Origin of the sequence: Pseudoalteromonas sp. UBA2102 (assembly GCF_002331165.1) — a bacterium.
Classification (GTDB): Bacteria; Pseudomonadota; Gammaproteobacteria; order Enterobacterales; family Alteromonadaceae; genus Pseudoalteromonas; species Pseudoalteromonas atlantica.
The window spans coordinates 25785-43898 of the sequence record NZ_DCYU01000102.1 but is presented as its reverse complement, the minus strand read 5'-3'; the positions used below and the strand labels follow the sequence as shown (position 1 = coordinate 43898).

At 41.9% G+C, this 18114-nt stretch carries 15 protein-coding genes and 1 riboswitch; of the genes, 9 read left to right on the top strand and 6 right to left on the bottom strand.

Translation table 11 applies throughout. The annotated features are described in order from the left end of the window. Positions 1-313 precede the first annotated feature (313 nt). Positions 314-1207, top strand: a complete 894-nt coding sequence (locus B2R65_RS14315) for a bifunctional GNAT family N-acetyltransferase/hotdog fold thioesterase (protein WP_024032005.1) — start codon at positions 314-316, stop codon at positions 1205-1207. Between the two features lie 72 nt (positions 1208-1279). On the opposite strand, the gene B2R65_RS14310 is transcribed toward B2R65_RS14315, so the two are convergent. From B2R65_RS14310 to dapA, 5 genes are all read right to left on the bottom strand, one after another. Then, complete coding sequence (locus tag B2R65_RS14310) at positions 1280-2314, bottom strand: phospholipase A (protein WP_273587794.1); 1035 nt, start codon at positions 2312-2314, stop codon at positions 1280-1282. Between the two features lie 209 nt (positions 2315-2523). Beyond that, entirely contained in the window at positions 2524-3645 is a 1122-nt protein-coding gene (locus B2R65_RS14305) for a succinylglutamate desuccinylase/aspartoacylase family protein (protein WP_286743726.1), read from the bottom strand. A gap of 5 nt (positions 3646-3650) precedes the next feature. Beyond that, complete coding sequence (locus B2R65_RS14300) at positions 3651-4856, bottom strand: PLP-dependent decarboxylase (protein WP_286743723.1); 1206 nt, start codon at positions 4854-4856, stop codon at positions 3651-3653. Then, a complete protein-coding gene (locus B2R65_RS14295; RefSeq protein WP_054983375.1) occupies positions 4856-5596 on the bottom strand; it encodes a 2,3,4,5-tetrahydropyridine-2,6-dicarboxylate N-succinyltransferase in 741 nt (246 codons plus the stop codon). The genes B2R65_RS14300 and B2R65_RS14295 overlap by 1 nt, the downstream gene beginning before the upstream one ends. Positions 5597-5611: 15 nt before the next feature. Further along, a complete protein-coding gene (gene dapA, locus B2R65_RS14290; RefSeq protein WP_029773500.1) occupies positions 5612-6496 on the bottom strand; it encodes a 4-hydroxy-tetrahydrodipicolinate synthase in 885 nt (294 codons plus the stop codon). 128 nt (positions 6497-6624) lie between these two features. Beyond that, positions 6625-6821, bottom strand: a riboswitch (Lysine riboswitch). 194 nt (positions 6822-7015) lie between these two features. Here dapA and B2R65_RS14285 point away from each other — a divergent pair. The 6 genes from B2R65_RS14285 (at position 7016) to B2R65_RS14260 (ending at position 15501) form a co-directional block, all read left to right on the top strand. Beyond that, entirely contained in the window at positions 7016-7720 is a 705-nt protein-coding gene (locus tag B2R65_RS14285) for a DNA-3-methyladenine glycosylase I (protein ID WP_024032011.1), read from the top strand. A gap of 2 nt (positions 7721-7722) precedes the next feature. Continuing rightward, a complete protein-coding gene (locus tag B2R65_RS14280) occupies positions 7723-9129 on the top strand; it encodes a protein adenylyltransferase SelO (protein WP_286743717.1) in 1407 nt (468 codons plus the stop codon). 334 nt (positions 9130-9463) lie between these two features. After that, complete coding sequence (locus B2R65_RS14275) at positions 9464-10522, top strand: OmpA family protein (RefSeq protein WP_004588161.1); 1059 nt, start codon at positions 9464-9466, stop codon at positions 10520-10522. A gap of 308 nt (positions 10523-10830) precedes the next feature. Next, entirely contained in the window at positions 10831-13428 is a 2598-nt protein-coding gene (gene acnB, locus B2R65_RS14270; RefSeq protein WP_004588162.1) for a bifunctional aconitate hydratase 2/2-methylisocitrate dehydratase, read from the top strand. Between the two features lie 198 nt (positions 13429-13626). Beyond that, positions 13627-14259: a 2OG-Fe dioxygenase family protein gene (locus B2R65_RS14265; protein ID WP_004588163.1), complete on the top strand. Its 633-nt coding sequence runs from the start codon at positions 13627-13629 to the stop codon at positions 14257-14259. Between the two features lie 9 nt (positions 14260-14268). Continuing rightward, entirely contained in the window at positions 14269-15501 is a 1233-nt protein-coding gene (locus B2R65_RS14260; protein WP_286743713.1) for a cysteine desulfurase-like protein, read from the top strand. 143 nt (positions 15502-15644) lie between these two features. Here the strand turns inward: B2R65_RS14260 and B2R65_RS14255 are convergent, their stop codons facing one another. Beyond that, positions 15645-16349, bottom strand: a complete 705-nt coding sequence (locus B2R65_RS14255) for a 2OG-Fe(II) oxygenase (protein ID WP_004588165.1) — start codon at positions 16347-16349, stop codon at positions 15645-15647. Positions 16350-16385: 36 nt separating this feature from the next. On the opposite strand from B2R65_RS14255, the gene B2R65_RS14250 reads away from it, so the two are divergent. Next, the gene (locus B2R65_RS14250) at positions 16386-16775 is read left to right on the top strand and encodes an acyl-CoA thioesterase (protein ID WP_286743710.1); all 390 of its coding nucleotides are present in this window, start codon (positions 16386-16388) and stop codon (positions 16773-16775) included. A gap of 187 nt (positions 16776-16962) precedes the next feature. After that, on the top strand, positions 16963-17937 hold the full coding sequence (locus B2R65_RS14245; protein ID WP_286743708.1) for an aldose epimerase family protein: 975 nt from the start codon (positions 16963-16965) through the stop codon (positions 17935-17937). The last annotated feature ends 177 nt before the right edge of the window (positions 17938-18114 follow it).

Below are 18114 nucleotides of genomic sequence, written 5' to 3'. Positions count from 1 at the left end.
GGCTTACACCCATGTAGGCAACAAAGAGTAAATTTCCCCTAGGCAGAACCCTTCGCTCAGTGCATGTTCAATCTCTAAAGGCCCAGCATAAACTAGCTGATGCTATGGGTAAAACAGTTATTTTTTCGCTTGCTTACCAAAGTCGTATTGGCAGTGTTTAAAAGATGGAGTATGGTATTTGCCATAATAATTCCAACCAACTTAATCTTTAATTTTCTAATGTAAAAACCAATGTGCAGGTTAAAGAGTTATTCAGTTGGATTACATGCCGTAGCCTTTATTTTTTATTTACGGCAAAACAACAGGAGTATATATGTTTCAAGTAACTACACCGCAGAGCAGCGAAGACTGGCAAGCGTACTATCAATTACGTTGGGAAGTACTACGTGCGCCTTGGAATGAGCCTCGTGGCTCTGAACAAGATGATATGGAACAAGACTCAGAGCATCGCTTTATTAAAAATAACAACGGTGATGTGCTTGGTGTGGCCCGTTTACACTTTAACAACCATGAACAAGCGCAAGTACGTTACATGGCCGTAGCCGAAGGCAACCGTAACCAGCATATTGGTAGCCGTTTATTACACGAGCTTGAAAAAATAGCATGGACGCAAAATGCAGGCGAATTAGTGTTATTTGCTCGCGAGCGTGCGCTTGAGTTTTATAAGCGCCACGGCTACGAGCTAAAAGAAAAAGCCCACTTAGCGTATGGCGATGTACAACATTTCAAAATGATTAAGCAAAAGCCTAGTGAGCCGGGTTGGTTTCGCCACCCTGATTGGACGCAAGTACTGCAAAATATTTGGCGTGAATCAATCCCAATTAGTGATGCAATGGGTATAAAAGTAGAAAGCTACACAGACTGGCAGTTTACAACGCGTGCTGATTTAGACGCTAACTTAAACCTACACAACACCATGTTTGCAGGCTCTATATACAGCTTAGCAACCTTAACAGGTTGGGGCGCAACGTACTTAGCGCTTAAAGAGGCAGGGCTTGAGGGCAATATTGTATTAGCCGATGCCACTATAAAATACTTAAAACCACTTAATACCGACCCACGCGGTTGTGTTGATGTGCAAACCTGTAAAGGTAAACTCAGTGAGCTAGAAACAACAGGCAAAGCAAGTTACGTAGTACCTGTTACTATATTTGATGGCAGCGATGTTGTTGCAGAGTTTGAAGGGGTGTTTGCGGTTAAAAAATAACGAGTAACGCTTTAATAAAAAAGCCAAGCACTTTATAAAAGGGCTTGGCTTTTTTTATGGCGTATTAATAAATTATAGTAAATCGGTAAGTAATATACCTACACCAATACGCTCTACATCAGCGTTATAATCAATTAGGCTTTCACCGTAACCGTTAAAATATTGTGCGTAGCCACGCAAACGACCCCAAAGCGGAAATGACCAATCTAGTTGAAGTGCACCACGGTTATCTGAATTTAAATTATTACGCGTCATAAAGCTAAACTCATGATCCTGATAACGATACGCCCCGCCAAATTCAAAGTAACCCATGTATTTGTAAATATCTGGATTGTCGTCGCCATCGGCTTCTAATATATTGTCTTTTTCATCCTCGGCAATGCGATACCAAGGTTTAAAGCTAAATACAAAACCGCTCTTTTCCCATATAAAATCGGCGTAAATTCGGTTCCATGAACGAGAGTTTGGCTGGCTGCGGCCATTAGATTGGTGCGAAATACCCAGCGCTATGGCCATTTCGTCGCCCCAAAGTACGTTTTCTTGGTCTAGGTAGTTTACCCAAAATATTTCTGGTTCGTAGTTGGTTTCACGAAACGGAGAAGAAATCTCTGAGTTATAAATTTGCCAATACGACTGCAAGGTAAAGCCAAAAAATATGGCTTGGTCGTCATCTGCAAAATCATCGTACAGTGGCACCTTAATAGAAAGCTGATATTTAGCCTCTAGGTTGTCAAGGGGTTCGCCATTTTCTTCATCTGTTAGCTCGTCAAAGCCATCAAACGGGCGATCGTTAGGGTGGGAGACATACGATAAAGGTAAAATGTAGTTACGTTTATGCGGCGTAATTACGTTACGATTTTTTTTACTTACCTCTTCGCGAGCCTTGCGTTTATCAAGTGCGGTAAGTTGTTTGTTTTCTTCAAGGGCTGAGCATTTTGTGCGCAGCTCGTCTAAGGTTTGCTTACCATCGCCACCAATTACTTCATTTAAAATACATTGCTTAACTAGCTCTATGTCGTTGTCTTGTTCATTTTTTTTAACCTCTTGTTGGGCAAAAGAGGGGGTGCTTAGTAAAGCCGTAACTGCAATCCAATAACGCCAGCTCATTGTTTATTCCTTTGAGAGTAAGGTAGATTTATAAATTATAACGTGTTTTTACATTTGTAACGGTGAACTTTCACTGAATTTACACTTATTTGATTACCTTACGTTTACACCGTTATCACAGATCAAAAAAAGCGGCATATAGCCGCTTATATTGTAAGTTAGTTAACTTACTCTCACGCAATGAGAAGGGGGAGTTATAGCGCGGTGCGTTATAACTCAAATACGTTAGTAAAAAACTTATAAAGTTCAGTGCCTTGGTTTACGCTTGCTGAGGCAAAATGCAAAATAGCAATTGCATCGCAATCGAGGCTTAATGTTTGTAGGGGTTGCTCAGTTAAATAGCGCTCCATGCGTAATATATGGGCTATTGGCTCGCCTGCCTTTATGTGTGCGCCTAACGGGGCAACATACTCAACCATGCCGCCAATCGGCGCATAATAAGCAAAGTAGTCATCTAAATGGCACGCATAACGGGTCATCTGCTTAGGTTGATGCGCTGCATCTACCAATACATTTTTATGGTTCAAATAGCTTAAAATGCTGTTTGCATCGTCAAAGGCGGCTGCTAAATCTATTTTTTCTTGGCTGCCTAGCTCTACTGTAAAGGCCTCAACCTGTACATTGAAGTCCCTGCCTTGCGCACTAAGTGCATCACTTAGATGCCACCATGGGCAAAAGCTAGCTTCATCCATTGCGCCATCAAAGTCGCTTGGAATAAGCAGTACGTGTTCAATATTAAAATAACGTGCGCTGTCGCTGGCATACGTTGGACAGTACAGATGCTTACTTGAAATAGGCCCCGTGTGTAAGTCGAGCACGATATCTGCTTGATGCGCAAGCTTTTGCAGGTTAAGCGCAATGCGTTTACCGGTATTGAGCAAGTAAGCTGGGCCATTAAGTTTGGCATCTATTTCATCAAGCAGGGCTTTTTTAAAGTTACTTTTTAAAGCTGCATCGTCGTACTGGCTATGCTCGTGTGCAAACTGGGTAACTAAATCACTATTGTAGTGATACATACGGTTCCAGTTAGTGCCAGTAATAGGGTCGAATCGGCCAAGGGTAAATTCCCCTGATTTTTGATTACAACCTATAGGGTTAGCATAAGGGACTAAGGTAATATCGCCTTTTAAATTAAGCTGTTTTAATTGCTCTAATAGCTGAAAAATAACCGCGTTACCTTGCACTTCAGCACCGTGCATATTGGCTTGAATATACACGCTTGGACCTGTGCCATCACCTTTTAAGCGATATACAGGAATGGTTAGCGGTAAGCCGTTTGCTACTTCCCCTACTACAATATTTTCTTGGCTGATGGGTGTTGTTATGCTCATGTTTATTACCTTAAATAGTGGCTGGCATCTTCAGCTTGGCGTATACACGTGAGTTCGCCCTTTTGTAACACGTATTCAGCTGCTAACTCATGGCATAAAAAATACGGCATGCTTTCGGTAAAACCATAGGCGCCACATTGGCTAAACACCAGCCAGTCTTGCTCGTTTAAATCGCTTGGTAGGGTATGCTCGCCTAAGCAATCAAGGGCAGTACATAATGGGCCGTATAAGCTCATTGCTTGTTCTGGCGCTGTTGATTCGCGCAGTAACGCCGCAGGAAAATCTTGGCTTGTAACAGCTGGGCGCAATAAGTGGTTAATACCACCGGTTAAAATAACTTGCTGTTGCCCGTAGTTTTGTTTGCACTCAACGACGGGGTTCGCGTAATGTCCGCATTCGCCTACAGCGTAACGTCCAAGCTCCATCCAAAGCTCGTCTACACCCGCATCTTTTTTAATTTTTGCCAGCGCGGTGATTAATCCATCCCACTCAAGTGTTGCATCGTTTGATGTGTAAGGAATACCTAAACCGCCGCCTAAGTCTAAAATTTTAAGGTTTATATTTAAGTTATTAGCCAAGGTGGTAAGCGGTGCAATCATTTGCGACCACAGCTCGCTTAGCTTTTGCGTGCTAAGCATGTTGCCCCACTGAAAAATATGCAGGCCATCAAAATTAAGTGCTGGGTAATCGCCAGTATTGAGCGCTTGCCATTCATCGCAACCAAGCCCAAACGGAGTAAGGCTGTCACCCCCTAATGGGTTTTTTTCACCTTCTGGCCAGCGTAATTGCACACGCAGTAATACTTGCAGCTGCGTATTTTGCAGCTGCGCTTGCTGGTTTAACCAACGTACTTGATTGAGGCTTTCGGCAACAAAAATACGCACGCCGCGCTCAATAAAGTGTTTAATTTGTTTAGGGCTCTTTGCAGGCCCTGTGTTGAGCACGCGCTGTGAACTAATACCTTGTGCAAGGACTTGTTCAAGCTCACCTTTACTTGCTACGTCAAAGTTAAATCCGGCGCTGTCTAGGCATTGAATAACCTTAGAAAGCGGATTGGCTTTTACCGCATACCAAAGCTTTACATCGGTTTGCGCAACTAAACGGGTAAGGTGTGCGTTTAGTTTGTCTAAGTCGTAAACAAAAAAAGGTGTATCAAGTTGCTGAGTAAGTGTATTTACGGCGGCCTTGATAGGCGTGCTCAAAAAGCTCATTATCGTAAAACCTCTTCTAGCAATAACGATGCATCGCTTTGCTCGTCGCGGTATTTAACAATGAGTGCACACGACATGCTTAGGCCTTGCTCACGAGCCCATTCGTTAGACGCAGGGCGAGAACCTGGTATTACAATAGCGTACTCTGGAATTGGCTCGCCTTTATCTAGCTGGCGCTCGTTAACACAGTCGTAAACCGGAATAGTTGCAGATAAACGCACACCTGGTGCAAGTACAGCGCCTTTTTTAACCACTACGCCTTCAACAATAACACAACCTGCGCCAATAAACGCATCGTCTTCAACCACTACAGGGCTTGCCCCAATTGGCTCAAGTACACCACCAAGTTGAACAGCCGCGCTTAAATGTACATTTTTACCAACTTGTGCACATGAACCCACTAATGCGTGGCTATCAACCATAGTACCTTCGTCGATGTATGCGCCAATATTTACGTACGCTGGTGGCATAATAATAGTGCCTTTAGCTACGTAGGCACCGCGGCGAACACTGGTGCCACCTGGTACCATACGCACGCCATCTTCAGTGCTAAATTCTTGCGGTGCAAGGTTGTGCTTATCAACAAACCCGCCTGCAAACTCTGTGTTAGTGCCATTTTTAAAGGCTTCTAAAATGCCTTGTTTTACTTCTACGTTAGCTTCCCATTGGCCGCTTTCGTTTTGTGATGCTGCGCGTACTGCGCCCGATTCTAAATTATTTAGTAGTTCTAACCAGCTCATTATAAAAACCTGTGTTTAATGCCAAGATAAAATGGTGTCGTTTGCAGTGGTGATGCAATCGGTTTGCGTTAACTCAAGATGCGTTAAAGGTGGGCGCAACAGTGGGCTATTTAAACGCCCTTGCTGGTGCATTAGCACTTTAACGGGAATAGGGTTTGCTACAGCAAATAGGCTATTGATAGCGCGAGTCCACTGAGCAAATAAATTGGGGTGTTGACCGCTTAGGCTGCGCTTTACAAATTCGTGTGTTTGCAAAGGCCATGCATTGGCCGCAACCGAAACTAAGCCTTTTGCACCTGCTTGGGCAAAGTAGGGCATAAGTGCATCGTCGCCACTGTATAGCGCTAAATTAGGCGCGGCTTGTCGGTATGCTTCAAATTGGGTGATGTTGCCACTGGCTTCTTTTAAAGCCCACAGTTTTGGGTGCGCTTTTAAGTTTTCAATGGTTTCGATAGGAATGCTTACACCGCTGCGCCCAGGTACGTTGTACAACATACACGGATGCGCGCTTTCGTTTAATAAGCTTTCGTACCAATGTGTTTGACCTACAGCCCCTGGTTTTGCATAAAGAGGCGAGCCTAATAAGTAGCTGTGAATAGGTAATTGGTTACAGTAGCTAACCCATTCTTTTTGTTGGGCCAAGTTACTACCACCAACAGCAACCATAAGCGGTACACTGGGTTTTAATTGGCACACGTGCTCAACAATGCCTTGCTGCTCTTTAAGTGTAAGGGCTAAGCCTTCACCTGTGCTACCGAGCAGTAAAATACCGTTGTGTGCCGCTTCTTGTTCGCTAACAAGTGTTGTGAGCGTGTCGTAGTCAACATTACCTTGTTGATCAAACGGCGTAACAAGCGCTGTCCACAGTGCGTAGTCGTCTAAATTGAAGTTGTGAATCATCTCTTACGAACCTATAAGGTGTTCGAGATATTAAGGAGGCTGTATGATGTGAGCCGCATTAACGTCATTCGAACAGTATTCGAAGAGCGAATGGGCTTAAAATAATAGGGCGCACGGCCTTATTATTTAAGACCAGAAGCTCTCCACCAAACTAATAAGCTGCTCTAAAACAGCTATTGGTGACAGTCGCTAGGATTCAACCTAGTCGCCCGAAGTAATTGCTTCGCAAAAGCGTTTACCTCTCGGCGGTATTCCCCTCACATATGCTCACTGGAGTTTGCGCTCCTAACATACGCTACCTGAATAACGCACCTCTTCTAGCCCTTTGTATTTTGTTTAACCGCAAAAGGTTTAACAAAATACAATTTAAATAGGGTAATTGCGGCGATTAAAACATTTTAGCCGTCTAGGTGTCAAGTTGCAGGATACAGATTAGTTCATCGAAAATGTGGGTGGTTACGTATTGGCTGCTTTTCTCGTAAACTAACCCTATGAGCAGTGATGAGGTATTTAATAAGTATGGAAAAATTTAGCGATATTTATAAGCGAGCAGTAGAGCGAAAAGGTTCTGAAAAAATGCTTAAGTTATTACTCGCAAAACCCTTATCTAAAAAAGCATTAAGCGCATTAAGTGACGACGATTGGCTTGAAGAGTTTACCCGAAAAGTATTTCAAAGCGGGTTTTACTGGTCGGTAATAAACAGTAAATGGCCAGGTTTTAGAGAGGTTTTTTGGCAATTTAGTGTTGATAAATTACTTATGATGCCGCCCGATATGCTCGAGCAAAAAGCAACTGATGAGCGCATTATTCGTAATTATAAAAAAGTAAAAACAATTCCTGAAAATGCCTACATGATCCACGAAATAGCTCAGCAACATGGCAGTTTTAGCAAGTTTGTAGCTAACTGGCCAGGCGATGACATTATTGGTTTATGGGCGCATTTAAAAAAACACGGCGCCCGTTTGGGCGGCAATACAGGCCCGTATGCCTTAAGAGCGCTTGGTAAAGATACTTTTTTACTTTCGCGAGATGTAGAAAGTTACCTAAGAGCGCACAAAATTATAGATGGCGGCCTGCAAACTAAAAAATCGCTCACTGCCGCACAGGCGTTTTTTAACGAAATGCAAAAGCAAAGTGGTTTGAGCCTGCAAGAACTTAGCTTAATTGTGGCTTACAGCGTGGGCGACAATCGCGTAGGCATAAGCCAACAAACAGAGGATTAACCATGAAACTAGTGCCAAGATACACAGACATAGCAGATAACTTTGCAATAGAGGATCAACCTTCAAGCGTTGCTGCCCCGCAATTGCTGCTGTGGAACGAAGCGTTAGCACAGCAGTTTAATATAGATGTTGAGCCTGCGCTGCGCGCCAGTACTTTTGCTGGTAACGAGCCTCAACCGTTATGTGCTGTAGCGCTTGGCTATTCTGGGCATCAGTTTGGGCACTTTTCGCCGCGCTTGGGTGATGGGCGAGCGCACTTACTGGGGGCTATCAGCGATGATAAAAATCAGCTGTGGGATATTCAGTTAAAAGGCTCAGGCGCCACTCCTTTTTCAAGAGGAGGCGATGGGCGATGTGCACTAGGCCCCGCTATTCGCGAGTATATTATGAGCGAAGCTATGCACGGCTTAGGGATTAAAACCACGCGGTGTTTGGCTGTTGTAGGCACAGGTGAAGCTGTTTATCGTAATCCGCCGCAACCAGGCGCAATTGTTACCCGCTTAGCAAGTAGCCATATTCGCGTTGGCTCGTTTCAGTATTTAGCAACTCAAGGTGATGTAAAGGGATTAAAAAAATTAGCTGATGTAGCCATTGAGCGTCATTACCCAAGTATTCAATCAACAGGGGCTCAGCGCTATTTAGACTTTTTAGCAGCCGTTATAAATAGTCAGCTAGCGCTGGTTATTAGCTGGATGCGAGTAGGCTTTATTCATGGCGTTATGAATACTGATAATACCTTGATAAGCGGCGAAACTATCGACTACGGCCCGTGTGCAATGATGAATACCTTTGATTTTGATACCGTGTTTAGCTCAATTGATAAGCAAGGTCGCTATGCCTATGGTAATCAGCCAAATATTGTAAGTTGGAACTGCGCGCGTTTAGCCGAAAGCCTAATACCGCTAATAGATGAAGATGACGAACAAGCTGTAAGTTTAATGACGCCGCTAATTAATCAGTTTTCTACGTTATTTAACGAGCAATATAATCAAATGTGGGCACAAAAATTAGGCTTAGCAGGTTATAACGAAGACGATGTAGAGCTTGTAAGTAAGTTATTATTGTTATTTCAAGAGCATAAGCTCGATTACACCAATACCTTTGATGCCCTAACTGAGTCACTAAAGGGTGGCAAAGTGCCAAATGAATTAACGCAATGGGCCCAGTTATGGCAAAAAAGATGTGATGAAAACAGCTATAACCTAATGAGAGCGGCTAACCCAAGGGTTATACCGCGTAATCACATCGTCGAAGAAATCCTTGCGCAATATAATCAACACGGCGAGAGCGAGCTGCTAAGCGACTTGTTAACGGTGATGAGTAACCCATATGATAAATCAGCTAACTTAGCCCGCTTTCAAGAGACAGGTAAAGATGACAAGGGCTATCAAACTTTTTGCGGTACTTAAGTATTGTAATTAATTGTAAGTTTTTGATTATAAATAGTCATTTTTAAATAATGCAGTGTACAATGATTGAGCAGTTACACACTCGGTGTTATTGTGCGCATTCATAAAAAGTAACTATTTATAAATTACCATAATTTATTAATTGCAGATTAGGTAAAAATTTTTACTTAACCTACAATTGGTGGTTGGAATGCCTGTAGATCGTTGAAAAAATTTATAAACTTTATTTTTCGTTAAGTATCGATTAACAAAAGCTCGGGTAGTGTGTACAAAACTGGTTGAGCTAGTATTGATTAGCTACAATTTTCTAAGTTGTTAAAATGGGAAGAAAACAATGAAATTAAAATCACTTACAATTGCAATTGCGTTAGCTGCAACTAGCGCGTCTACATTCGCTGCCGATAAAGAAGAAGGTTTCTACATTGGTGCATTTGGTGACTACTATGATGCGTCATGGGAAAACATGCGCGCTCAAGCTGGCCTTGACGTAAACGAGTCAACTGGTTGGGGTGTAGAAGCAGGTTACCGTTTCAGCGATTACTGGAGCGCACGCCTTGAGTATGCAGATATGGACTTTAACGCGTTCGATAAAGCTGCGGGCAATCGTAATAATATCGACGGCGAGCGTTACGGTATTGATGCGCTTTACCACCTTGACGGCGGTCCTTTCTACGGTCTATTCGGTATTAAAGAAATGGACGTAGTAGATGACAACACATTCTTAAACGCAGGTGTTGGTTACCAACACTTTATTACTGATGGCTTTTTCGTAAACGCTGAAACTGCGGTATACCAAGGTCTTGATAAAGGTTACACAGATGTAGGTGCTAAAATTGGTATTAACTACTTATTTGGCCAAAACTCTATGCCTGCACAGCCTGTAGAACCAGCGCCTACAGCAGTAGTAGAAGTACCTGTAGAACCTAAAGACAGCGACAACGACAACATCCTAGATAAAGATGATAAATGTCCTAACACGCCAATGACAGACGCTGTTGATGGCGATGGCTGTACTTTATACGAAGACCGTGAAGTAACAACAAGCTTATTAGTTACTTTCCCACATGATTCTGCACAAGTTGGTCAACGTTACTTTGACGATATTGCATCAGTATCTGAGTTCTTAAAAGAGCACGAAGATACAACTGTACTACTTGAAGGCCACGCGTCAGCGGTAGGTAACGCAAACTACAACAAGATGCTTTCTAAAAAGCGTGCTGATGATGTAGCACAAGAGCTAATTAAAGATGGCATTGCTGAAGATCGCATTACAACTGTCGGTCTAGGTGAAGAACGTCTTAAAAACACAGCTAACACGAAAGAAGCTCACGCTGAAAACCGTCGTGTAGAAGCACATGTAAAATCTATTGAACGTGTAAAAGTTAAGCGTTAATAGTTACTTACTTTATTTTAAAAACCCAGCTTAGTGCTGGGTTTTTTTATGCCTTTAAAACAGCATATGCAGTATTAATTTGATTAAACAAGAATGATTATTACTTAACAAACATTCACGAAAATAGAATTTACGCTTACCACTATTCATAATATTTATAGTCGGTATAATCAGTTGCTTAGCTGGATGGATTTTCATCTATACATAAAAGCTTTATAATCCCGCGTTAGAATACTATAAGTATTGGGTTACTTTTTTTGCGCATGAGGCGCTACCGAATACTTTCACGTCACCAAGAGGGCAATATTGTGCTACAAGAATATCGTAAACACGTAGAAGAACGTGCCGCGTTAGGTATCGTACCAGCGCCATTAGATGCTCAGCAAACGGCTGATCTTATTGAACTAATTAAAAACCCACCAGCGGGTGAAGAAGAGTTCATCTTAGATTTACTAATCAACCGCGTACCACCAGGCGTTGATGATGCAGCATACATCAAAGCAGGCTTTTTAGCGGCAGTTGCTAAAGGCGAAGCACAATCTCCATTAGTATCTAAAGAAAAAGCAGCAGAATTATTAGGTACAATGTTAGGTGGTTACAACATCGCCCCAATGATTGAGCTACTTGATGACGAAACACTTGCGCCTATCGCTGTAAAAGGCCTATCAAACACATTATTAATGTTTGATGCATTTTACGACGTAGAAGAAAAAGCAAAAGCAGGCAACGAGCACGCTAAAAAGATTATTCAATCTTGGGCAGACGCTGAATGGTTTACTAACAAGCCAGCTGTTGCTGAAAAAATCTCTGTTACTGTATTTAAAGTAACCGGCGAGACAAACACTGATGATTTATCACCAGCACCAGATGCATGGTCACGTCCAGATATCCCACTTCATGCTTTAGCAATGCTAAAAAATGAGCGCGACGGTATCACTCCTGACAAAGCGGGTGAAGTAGGTCCAATCACTAAACTTGAAGAATTAAAAACACAAGGTTTACCACTTGCATACGTAGGTGACGTTGTAGGTACTGGTTCTTCTCGTAAATCTGCAACTAATTCTGTGCTTTGGTTTATGGGTGATGATATCCCATACGTACCTAATAAGCGCGTTGGTGGTGTATGTTTAGGTAACAAAATTGCGCCTATCTTCTTCAACACAATGGAAGATTCAGGTGCGTTACCAATCGAGTTAAATGTTGATGAGTTCAACATGGGTGATCAAATTGATATTTACCCATACGAAGGTGTAGTTAAGCGCCACGGTACAGATGACGTTATCTCTACTTTTGAGCTTAAATCAGACGTAATTTTAGATGAAGTACGTGCCGGCGGCCGTATTCCTCTAATCATTGGTCGTGGTTTAACAGACAAAGCACGTACCTCTTTAGGTTTAGGTGCTACTGACGTATTTAAAGTACCAGCAGTAACAGAAGTGTCTGATAAAGGCTTTACACTAGCGCAAAAAATGGTTGGTAAAGCATGTAACGTAGCAGGTATTCGCCCAGGCCAATACTGTGAGCCTAAAATGACCACTGTAGGTTCGCAAGATACTACAGGTCCTATGACACGTGATGAGCTTAAAGACTTAGCATGTTTAGGTTTCTCTGCAGATTTAACAATGCAGTCATTCTGTCATACCTCTGCTTACCCTAAACCAATTGACGTAAACACTCACCATACGCTTCCTGATTTCATCATGAACCGTGGCGGTGTTTCACTTCGCCCTGGTGATGGTGTAATTCACTCTTGGTTAAACCGTATGTTATTACCTGATACTGTAGGTACTGGTGGTGATTCACATACACGTTTCCCATTAGGTATTTCGTTCCCAGCGGGTTCAGGTGCAGTAGCGTTCGCAGCAGCAACAGGTGTTATGCCACTTGATATGCCTGAGTCTATTTTGGTTCGCTTTAAAGGTGAAATGCAACCAGGTATCACTTTACGTGACCTAGTACACGCAATCCCTTACTACGGTATTAAGCAAGGCTTATTAACAGTAGAGAAAAAAGGTAAAATCAACGAATTCTCTGGTCGCGTACTAGAAATTGAAGGTGTTGAGCACTTAACTGTTGAGCAAGCGTTTGAATTATCAGATGCATCAGCAGAGCGTTCAGCAGCAGGTTGTACTGTTAAGCTTTCTAAAGAGTCTATCAGCGAATACCTTGAGTCTAACATTGTTATGCTTAAGTGGATGATCTCTGAAGGTTACGGCGATGTACGTACAATCGAACGTCGTATTAATGCAATGCAAGAGTGGTTAGCTAACCCAGAACTTATGGAAGCTGACGCTGATGCAGAGTACAAGCACGTTGTAGAAATCGACCTAGCAGAAATTAAAGAGCCAATCCTTTGTGCTCCAAATGACCCAGATGATGCGCGTTTACTTTCTGATGTTACTGGCGAGAAAATCGACGAAGTATTCATCGGTTCTTGTATGACTAACATTGGTCACTTCCGTGCTGCGGGTAAATTACTAGATGGCTTTACAGGTCGTATCCCAACTCAACTTTGGGTAGCTCCACCAACGAAGATGGATAAAGACCAACTAACTGACGAAGGTTACTACGGTATCTTTGGTCGTGTTGGTGCACGTATCGAAACGCCAGGGTGTTCACTGTGTATGGGTAACCAAGCACGTGTTGCTGATAAAGCAACGGTTGTTTCTACCTCAACACGTAACTTCCCTAACCGTTTAGGTACAGGCGCAAATGTATTCTTAGCATCAGCTGAGCTTGCTGCAGTAGCGGCAATTTTAGGTAAATTACCTACACCAGCTGAGTACCAAGAATACGCAGAGAAAATCAATGCAACGGCTGCAGATACATACCGTTACTTGAACTTCCACCGTATGCCTCAGTACACTAAAAAAGCAGACAACGTAATTATTCAGCAAGCTGTATAATCTAAACCTGTTTTAAAAAAACCCGCTTAGGCGGGTTTTTTATTGGTTAAAATAAAATTGAATATTTCATGCTGTAATGAGTTTTAATTGAATTAAATATAACCATTACCCACTTTTTATATAAATAATAAAGCAAATATTCCTTTCTACATGCATTAAAATCTCTTTCAATATTCTCATTATTTTAAGCGAGATTTTATGACTGCATTAAACAACCAGAATTTACTGCAACTTCGTTTTATTAACCAAGCAAATATTGATTTGGTTAAGCCTTCTTTTGATAACCTACCTGCTAATCCGTATGCAGATGGTGAATTTCGTAAGCGTCGTTACTCGGTAATTAAATTTCAAAATGGTGAGCTAAAACTACAAGCTGCCAAAGCGTTTGTTCAAGACGATTCTATTAACACCTTTCAGGGTAATGTTGAGCGTACTTATGAAAACTTAGAGCAAAGCTTACTTGAGTCAGAAGGTATGAAAAGCATTGTAAGTGAGTTTTGTGAGCTTACCGGCATTGATGAAGGCCGTGATATTGAAATTCACCAATTTAGAATGCTTGCCATTGATAGCGATACGCCGGCAGCACCTGAAGGTGTGCATCAAGATGGGTTTGACCATGTTTGTGTATGTGGTGTTTCTCACGAAAACTTAGAAGGCGGCGAGCTGCTAGTATACGAAAACAAGCAAGCTGAACCGTGTTTTAAAATGGAAATTAAAGACGGAATGTTTGCACTAATAAACGACCGTCAAGTTTGGCACAATGCCACGCCAATGAACAAAGTAGATACAAACAAGCCAGGTTACCTGGATTGTTTTGTACTTACCTCTTAAGGAATGCTCATGAACATAGCGCAACTACGTGAGCAGTTTCCTGCATTAATACAAACCGTTGATGGTAAATCGCCAATATTTTTAGATGGCCCCGGTGGCTCTCAAGTGCCGCAGTCTGTACTAAATGCAATGACAGCTTATTTAGGGCACTACAACTCAAACTTAGGCGGTGCGTTTTTTTCAAGTGATAAAACCGTTGAGTTAATGGCAAATGCGCGCCAAGCAGCAGCCGATTTGCTTAATGCGCCAAGTGCACAAAATATAGTGTTTGGCCCTAATATGACCAGCCTTACCTTTAGCTTTAGCCGTGCTATTTCACGTGATTGGCAAGCCGGTGATGAGATTATTGTGACTAACGCTGATCACTTCTCAAATGTATCGTCATGGCAGCAAGCAGCGCAAGATAAAGGCGTTAAAGTTCAAACCGCTTTAATTAACGAGGCTGATTGCAGCTTAGATATGGCGCAGTTTGAAAGCTTATTAAACAGCAATACTAAACTGGTTGCGGTAACTTACGCTTCAAATACTACGGGTTCTATTAACGATATAAAACGTATTATAGAGCTTGCCCATGCTGTAGGCGCATTAGTGTACGTTGATGCCGTGCATTATGCACCGCACGAGCTTGTTGATGTTCAGGCCCTTGATTGCGACTTTTTGGCCTGTTCTGCCTATAAGTTTTTTGGTCCTCACTTAGGCATGGTGTACGGTAAAACACAGCATCTTGAAGGTTTTACGCCTTACAAAGTAGAACCAGCTAAAGATGTAGCACCAGGTCGATGGGAAACAGGCACGCAAAGCTTCGAAGCCTTAGCAGGTTTTATTGCCGCTGTTGATTACATTGCTGCAATTAGCGGGCTTGATGAAGGCCACACGCGCCGTGAAAAGTTAACTGCGGCTTTTGCTAAAACAAAGCAGCACGAAATGGCGCTTAGTGAGTACTTTTTAACGCGTTTAGTTAATTACCCGCGCATTAAGCTATTTGGTATTGATGACCTTGAGCGCTTAAACGAGCGTACGCCTACATTTGCTTTAACCTTTGAAGGGCTAGAGCCGCGTGAGGTGTCTGAGTTTTTAGGCAAACAGCATATTTGTGTATGGGATGGACATTTTTATGCACAAGGCTTATGTGAGCAGTTAGGCGTACTTGATAAAGGCGGTGTAGTGCGCATTGGTTGTATGCATTACAACACCACCGAAGAGCTAGATAAGTTATTTGATTTGTTTGATCAACTTCTTTGAAACTGACAGTTTATACCAATCCGCATAATTAAGTATTATCGCGGATTGGTATGAATACAAATCTGCGCTTTTGAATAACTCTTATTAAAGCTCAAATGCATTAAAGTAGTCAGCGGTTAGTTAGCTTTTGACCGCTGACTGTTTTAGCTTTTAGGTGTGCCGTATATGTGCTCTGCGCGATTAAATAGCACCCATGAAGTTAATATATATTTATCGTTCGATACCGGCTTATTACCTCGATGGGTATGCGTAAAGTAGCCAGGGGCAATGACCATAGTGCCTTTTTTAGGCGCAATTTTACGTTTTTGATAATAAAACTCTGTTTCGCCACCTTCCTCTACATCGTTTAAATAAAACATAAATAATAATACACGGTGCAGTGCTTCATTGTGTTGTAGCTGTGGATACACTTCACTATGCCAGTAAGGGTAGCCGCCTTTATTTACCTCGTACTTTTGCGCCTGAATGTTCCCAAGTCTAAATATTTGCTGCACCAGCACAGAGAGCTGTGGTTTGCCTACTTCGTCAAAGTTATCCTGTGTTAAATCCACCACATCCCCCGTTTTTGGGTGATACACTTTTAAGCCAAATGCGCCAATTAGCATAAAAAAGTGTGCTTCTACATAGTTAAAAACATGCTGTGCAGTGGTTTGCTGAATATGCTTTAATTGTTGGGCGTATTCTGGGTAACTGTTTAATTGCAGGTCGTGGCTGTCTTTCTTTTTTAAGTCCACACCACCAGAGGTTACACCTTGTTTTACATGCGGGCTGTTAGAGAATGTGGTAATAAAGTTATCGCAAAAATCATCGCTTAACGCGTTATCAATAACGTGGATAAAGTCCGTCATGATTTACCTTTTTATTTAGTTATTATTTGGATTTTTATGTTTATTGAAAAAGTGATGCCGCGCTTTAGCGAAACAGATGCACTCGGACACATCAACAATACCGTACTACCAGTGTGGTTTGAAGCCGCACGCGTCCCTATTTTTAAATTTTTTACCCCCGATCTAAACCCACACGGCTGGAAACTGATCATCGCTAAAATAGAAGCATCGTTTGTAGGGGAATTATTTTATGCTCACGAAGTGACGATTAAAACAGCTGTTGAGCATGTAGGAAATAGCTCTTTTACCATTAAGCAAGAGGCGTGGCAGCAAGGTAAATGCTGTGTTGTGGGTAAAACTGTATTAGTGCGTTATAACTTTAAAAACAAAGCTAAACAAAATTTAAGCGAAGCAGAAGTCGCAGCACTCAGCGATCACCTAGTTTAACTAGGTGCATTTGCTCCACGCAACGAGGAGCGGTGATGTAAACCACAAGCGACAGCTGTGAATTTTTATAGCGTTATTTTAACGCATTTTGATTGAGTTACGCTTCTCACTTATATACTATTTATATTATATATTGTTGCACCGCTATGACAGGTACTGTTGAGCTGGTAGTTTATGGAGAATGAATGTGGCATCTACAACTGGCAATAAATCGTTAGAGGTAATAACGCTTAGCGATGGTAAAAGCTTAACTGCAGAAATATTGCCATTTGGCGCTATTATCAAAAGCATAAAGTTTAATAACCAAGAGATGACACTGTGCGTTAACGAACCTGCTTATTATTTAGAAAACCCATTTTATTTAGGGGCAACAGTCGGGCGCTACGCAAATCGTATTGAAAACGGACGTTTTGTATTATCAGGCACAGAGTACCAACTTAAAGCGAATAATGGCCCAAATAGCTTACACGGCGGCGAAAAAGGCTTTAATAAAGTACTGTGGCAAGTCACTAAACAAAGCAATAATGAAGTGGAGCTCTATTACTGCTCGGCAGATGGAGAAGAAGGCTTTCCTGGCCAATTACAAGTTTGGCAAACAATTACTGCACGCAATGGCGAGCTAATCCTCAGTTACAAAGCCATTACCGATAAAGAAACTCTCGTTAACTTTACCAACCACTGCTATTTTAATCTTGAAGGCAGTGAGAGCATTAATAATCACCTGCTGCAAATAAATACCGCAACGTATTTACCTATCGATAGTAACATTATACCGCTTGTCCATCATGAAGATGGCTCGGGCAGCTGCTTTGATTTTACTTACCCTAAGCCCATTGGCGATGCACTGTGCGCACAGCATGCACAGCTTGATGCCGGTAGTGGCTTTGATCATTGCTATATTTTTAGTGATGACAATCGTTTAAAAACAATGGCTAGATTAACCTCGCCACACACGGGCGTTAATTTAACCCTTAAAAGTACCCAACCTGGTATGCAGCTTTATACGGCAAATTTTGTAGGTTCTCCTTTTAAAGCACGCCAAGCAGTGTGTTTAGAAGCTCAAAACTGGCCCAATGCAGCAAATAGAAGCGATTATCCAAAAGCTAATTTATTGCCTAATGAAGAATATAATCAGCAAATAATTTTTGCGTTTTCGCAATAACGTACTAATTCCACTGTTAAATTAAAGAAAACAAAAAGAAAAATACACGTAACAAAAAGATAGCCATAATTAAGGAAAAGGTTGCACTTTTGCTCAATTTAAAGTATTTATATTATAAATAGTATTTGAAGCTATACACACCACACAACGACAAAATGACTACACACAATCAGGAGT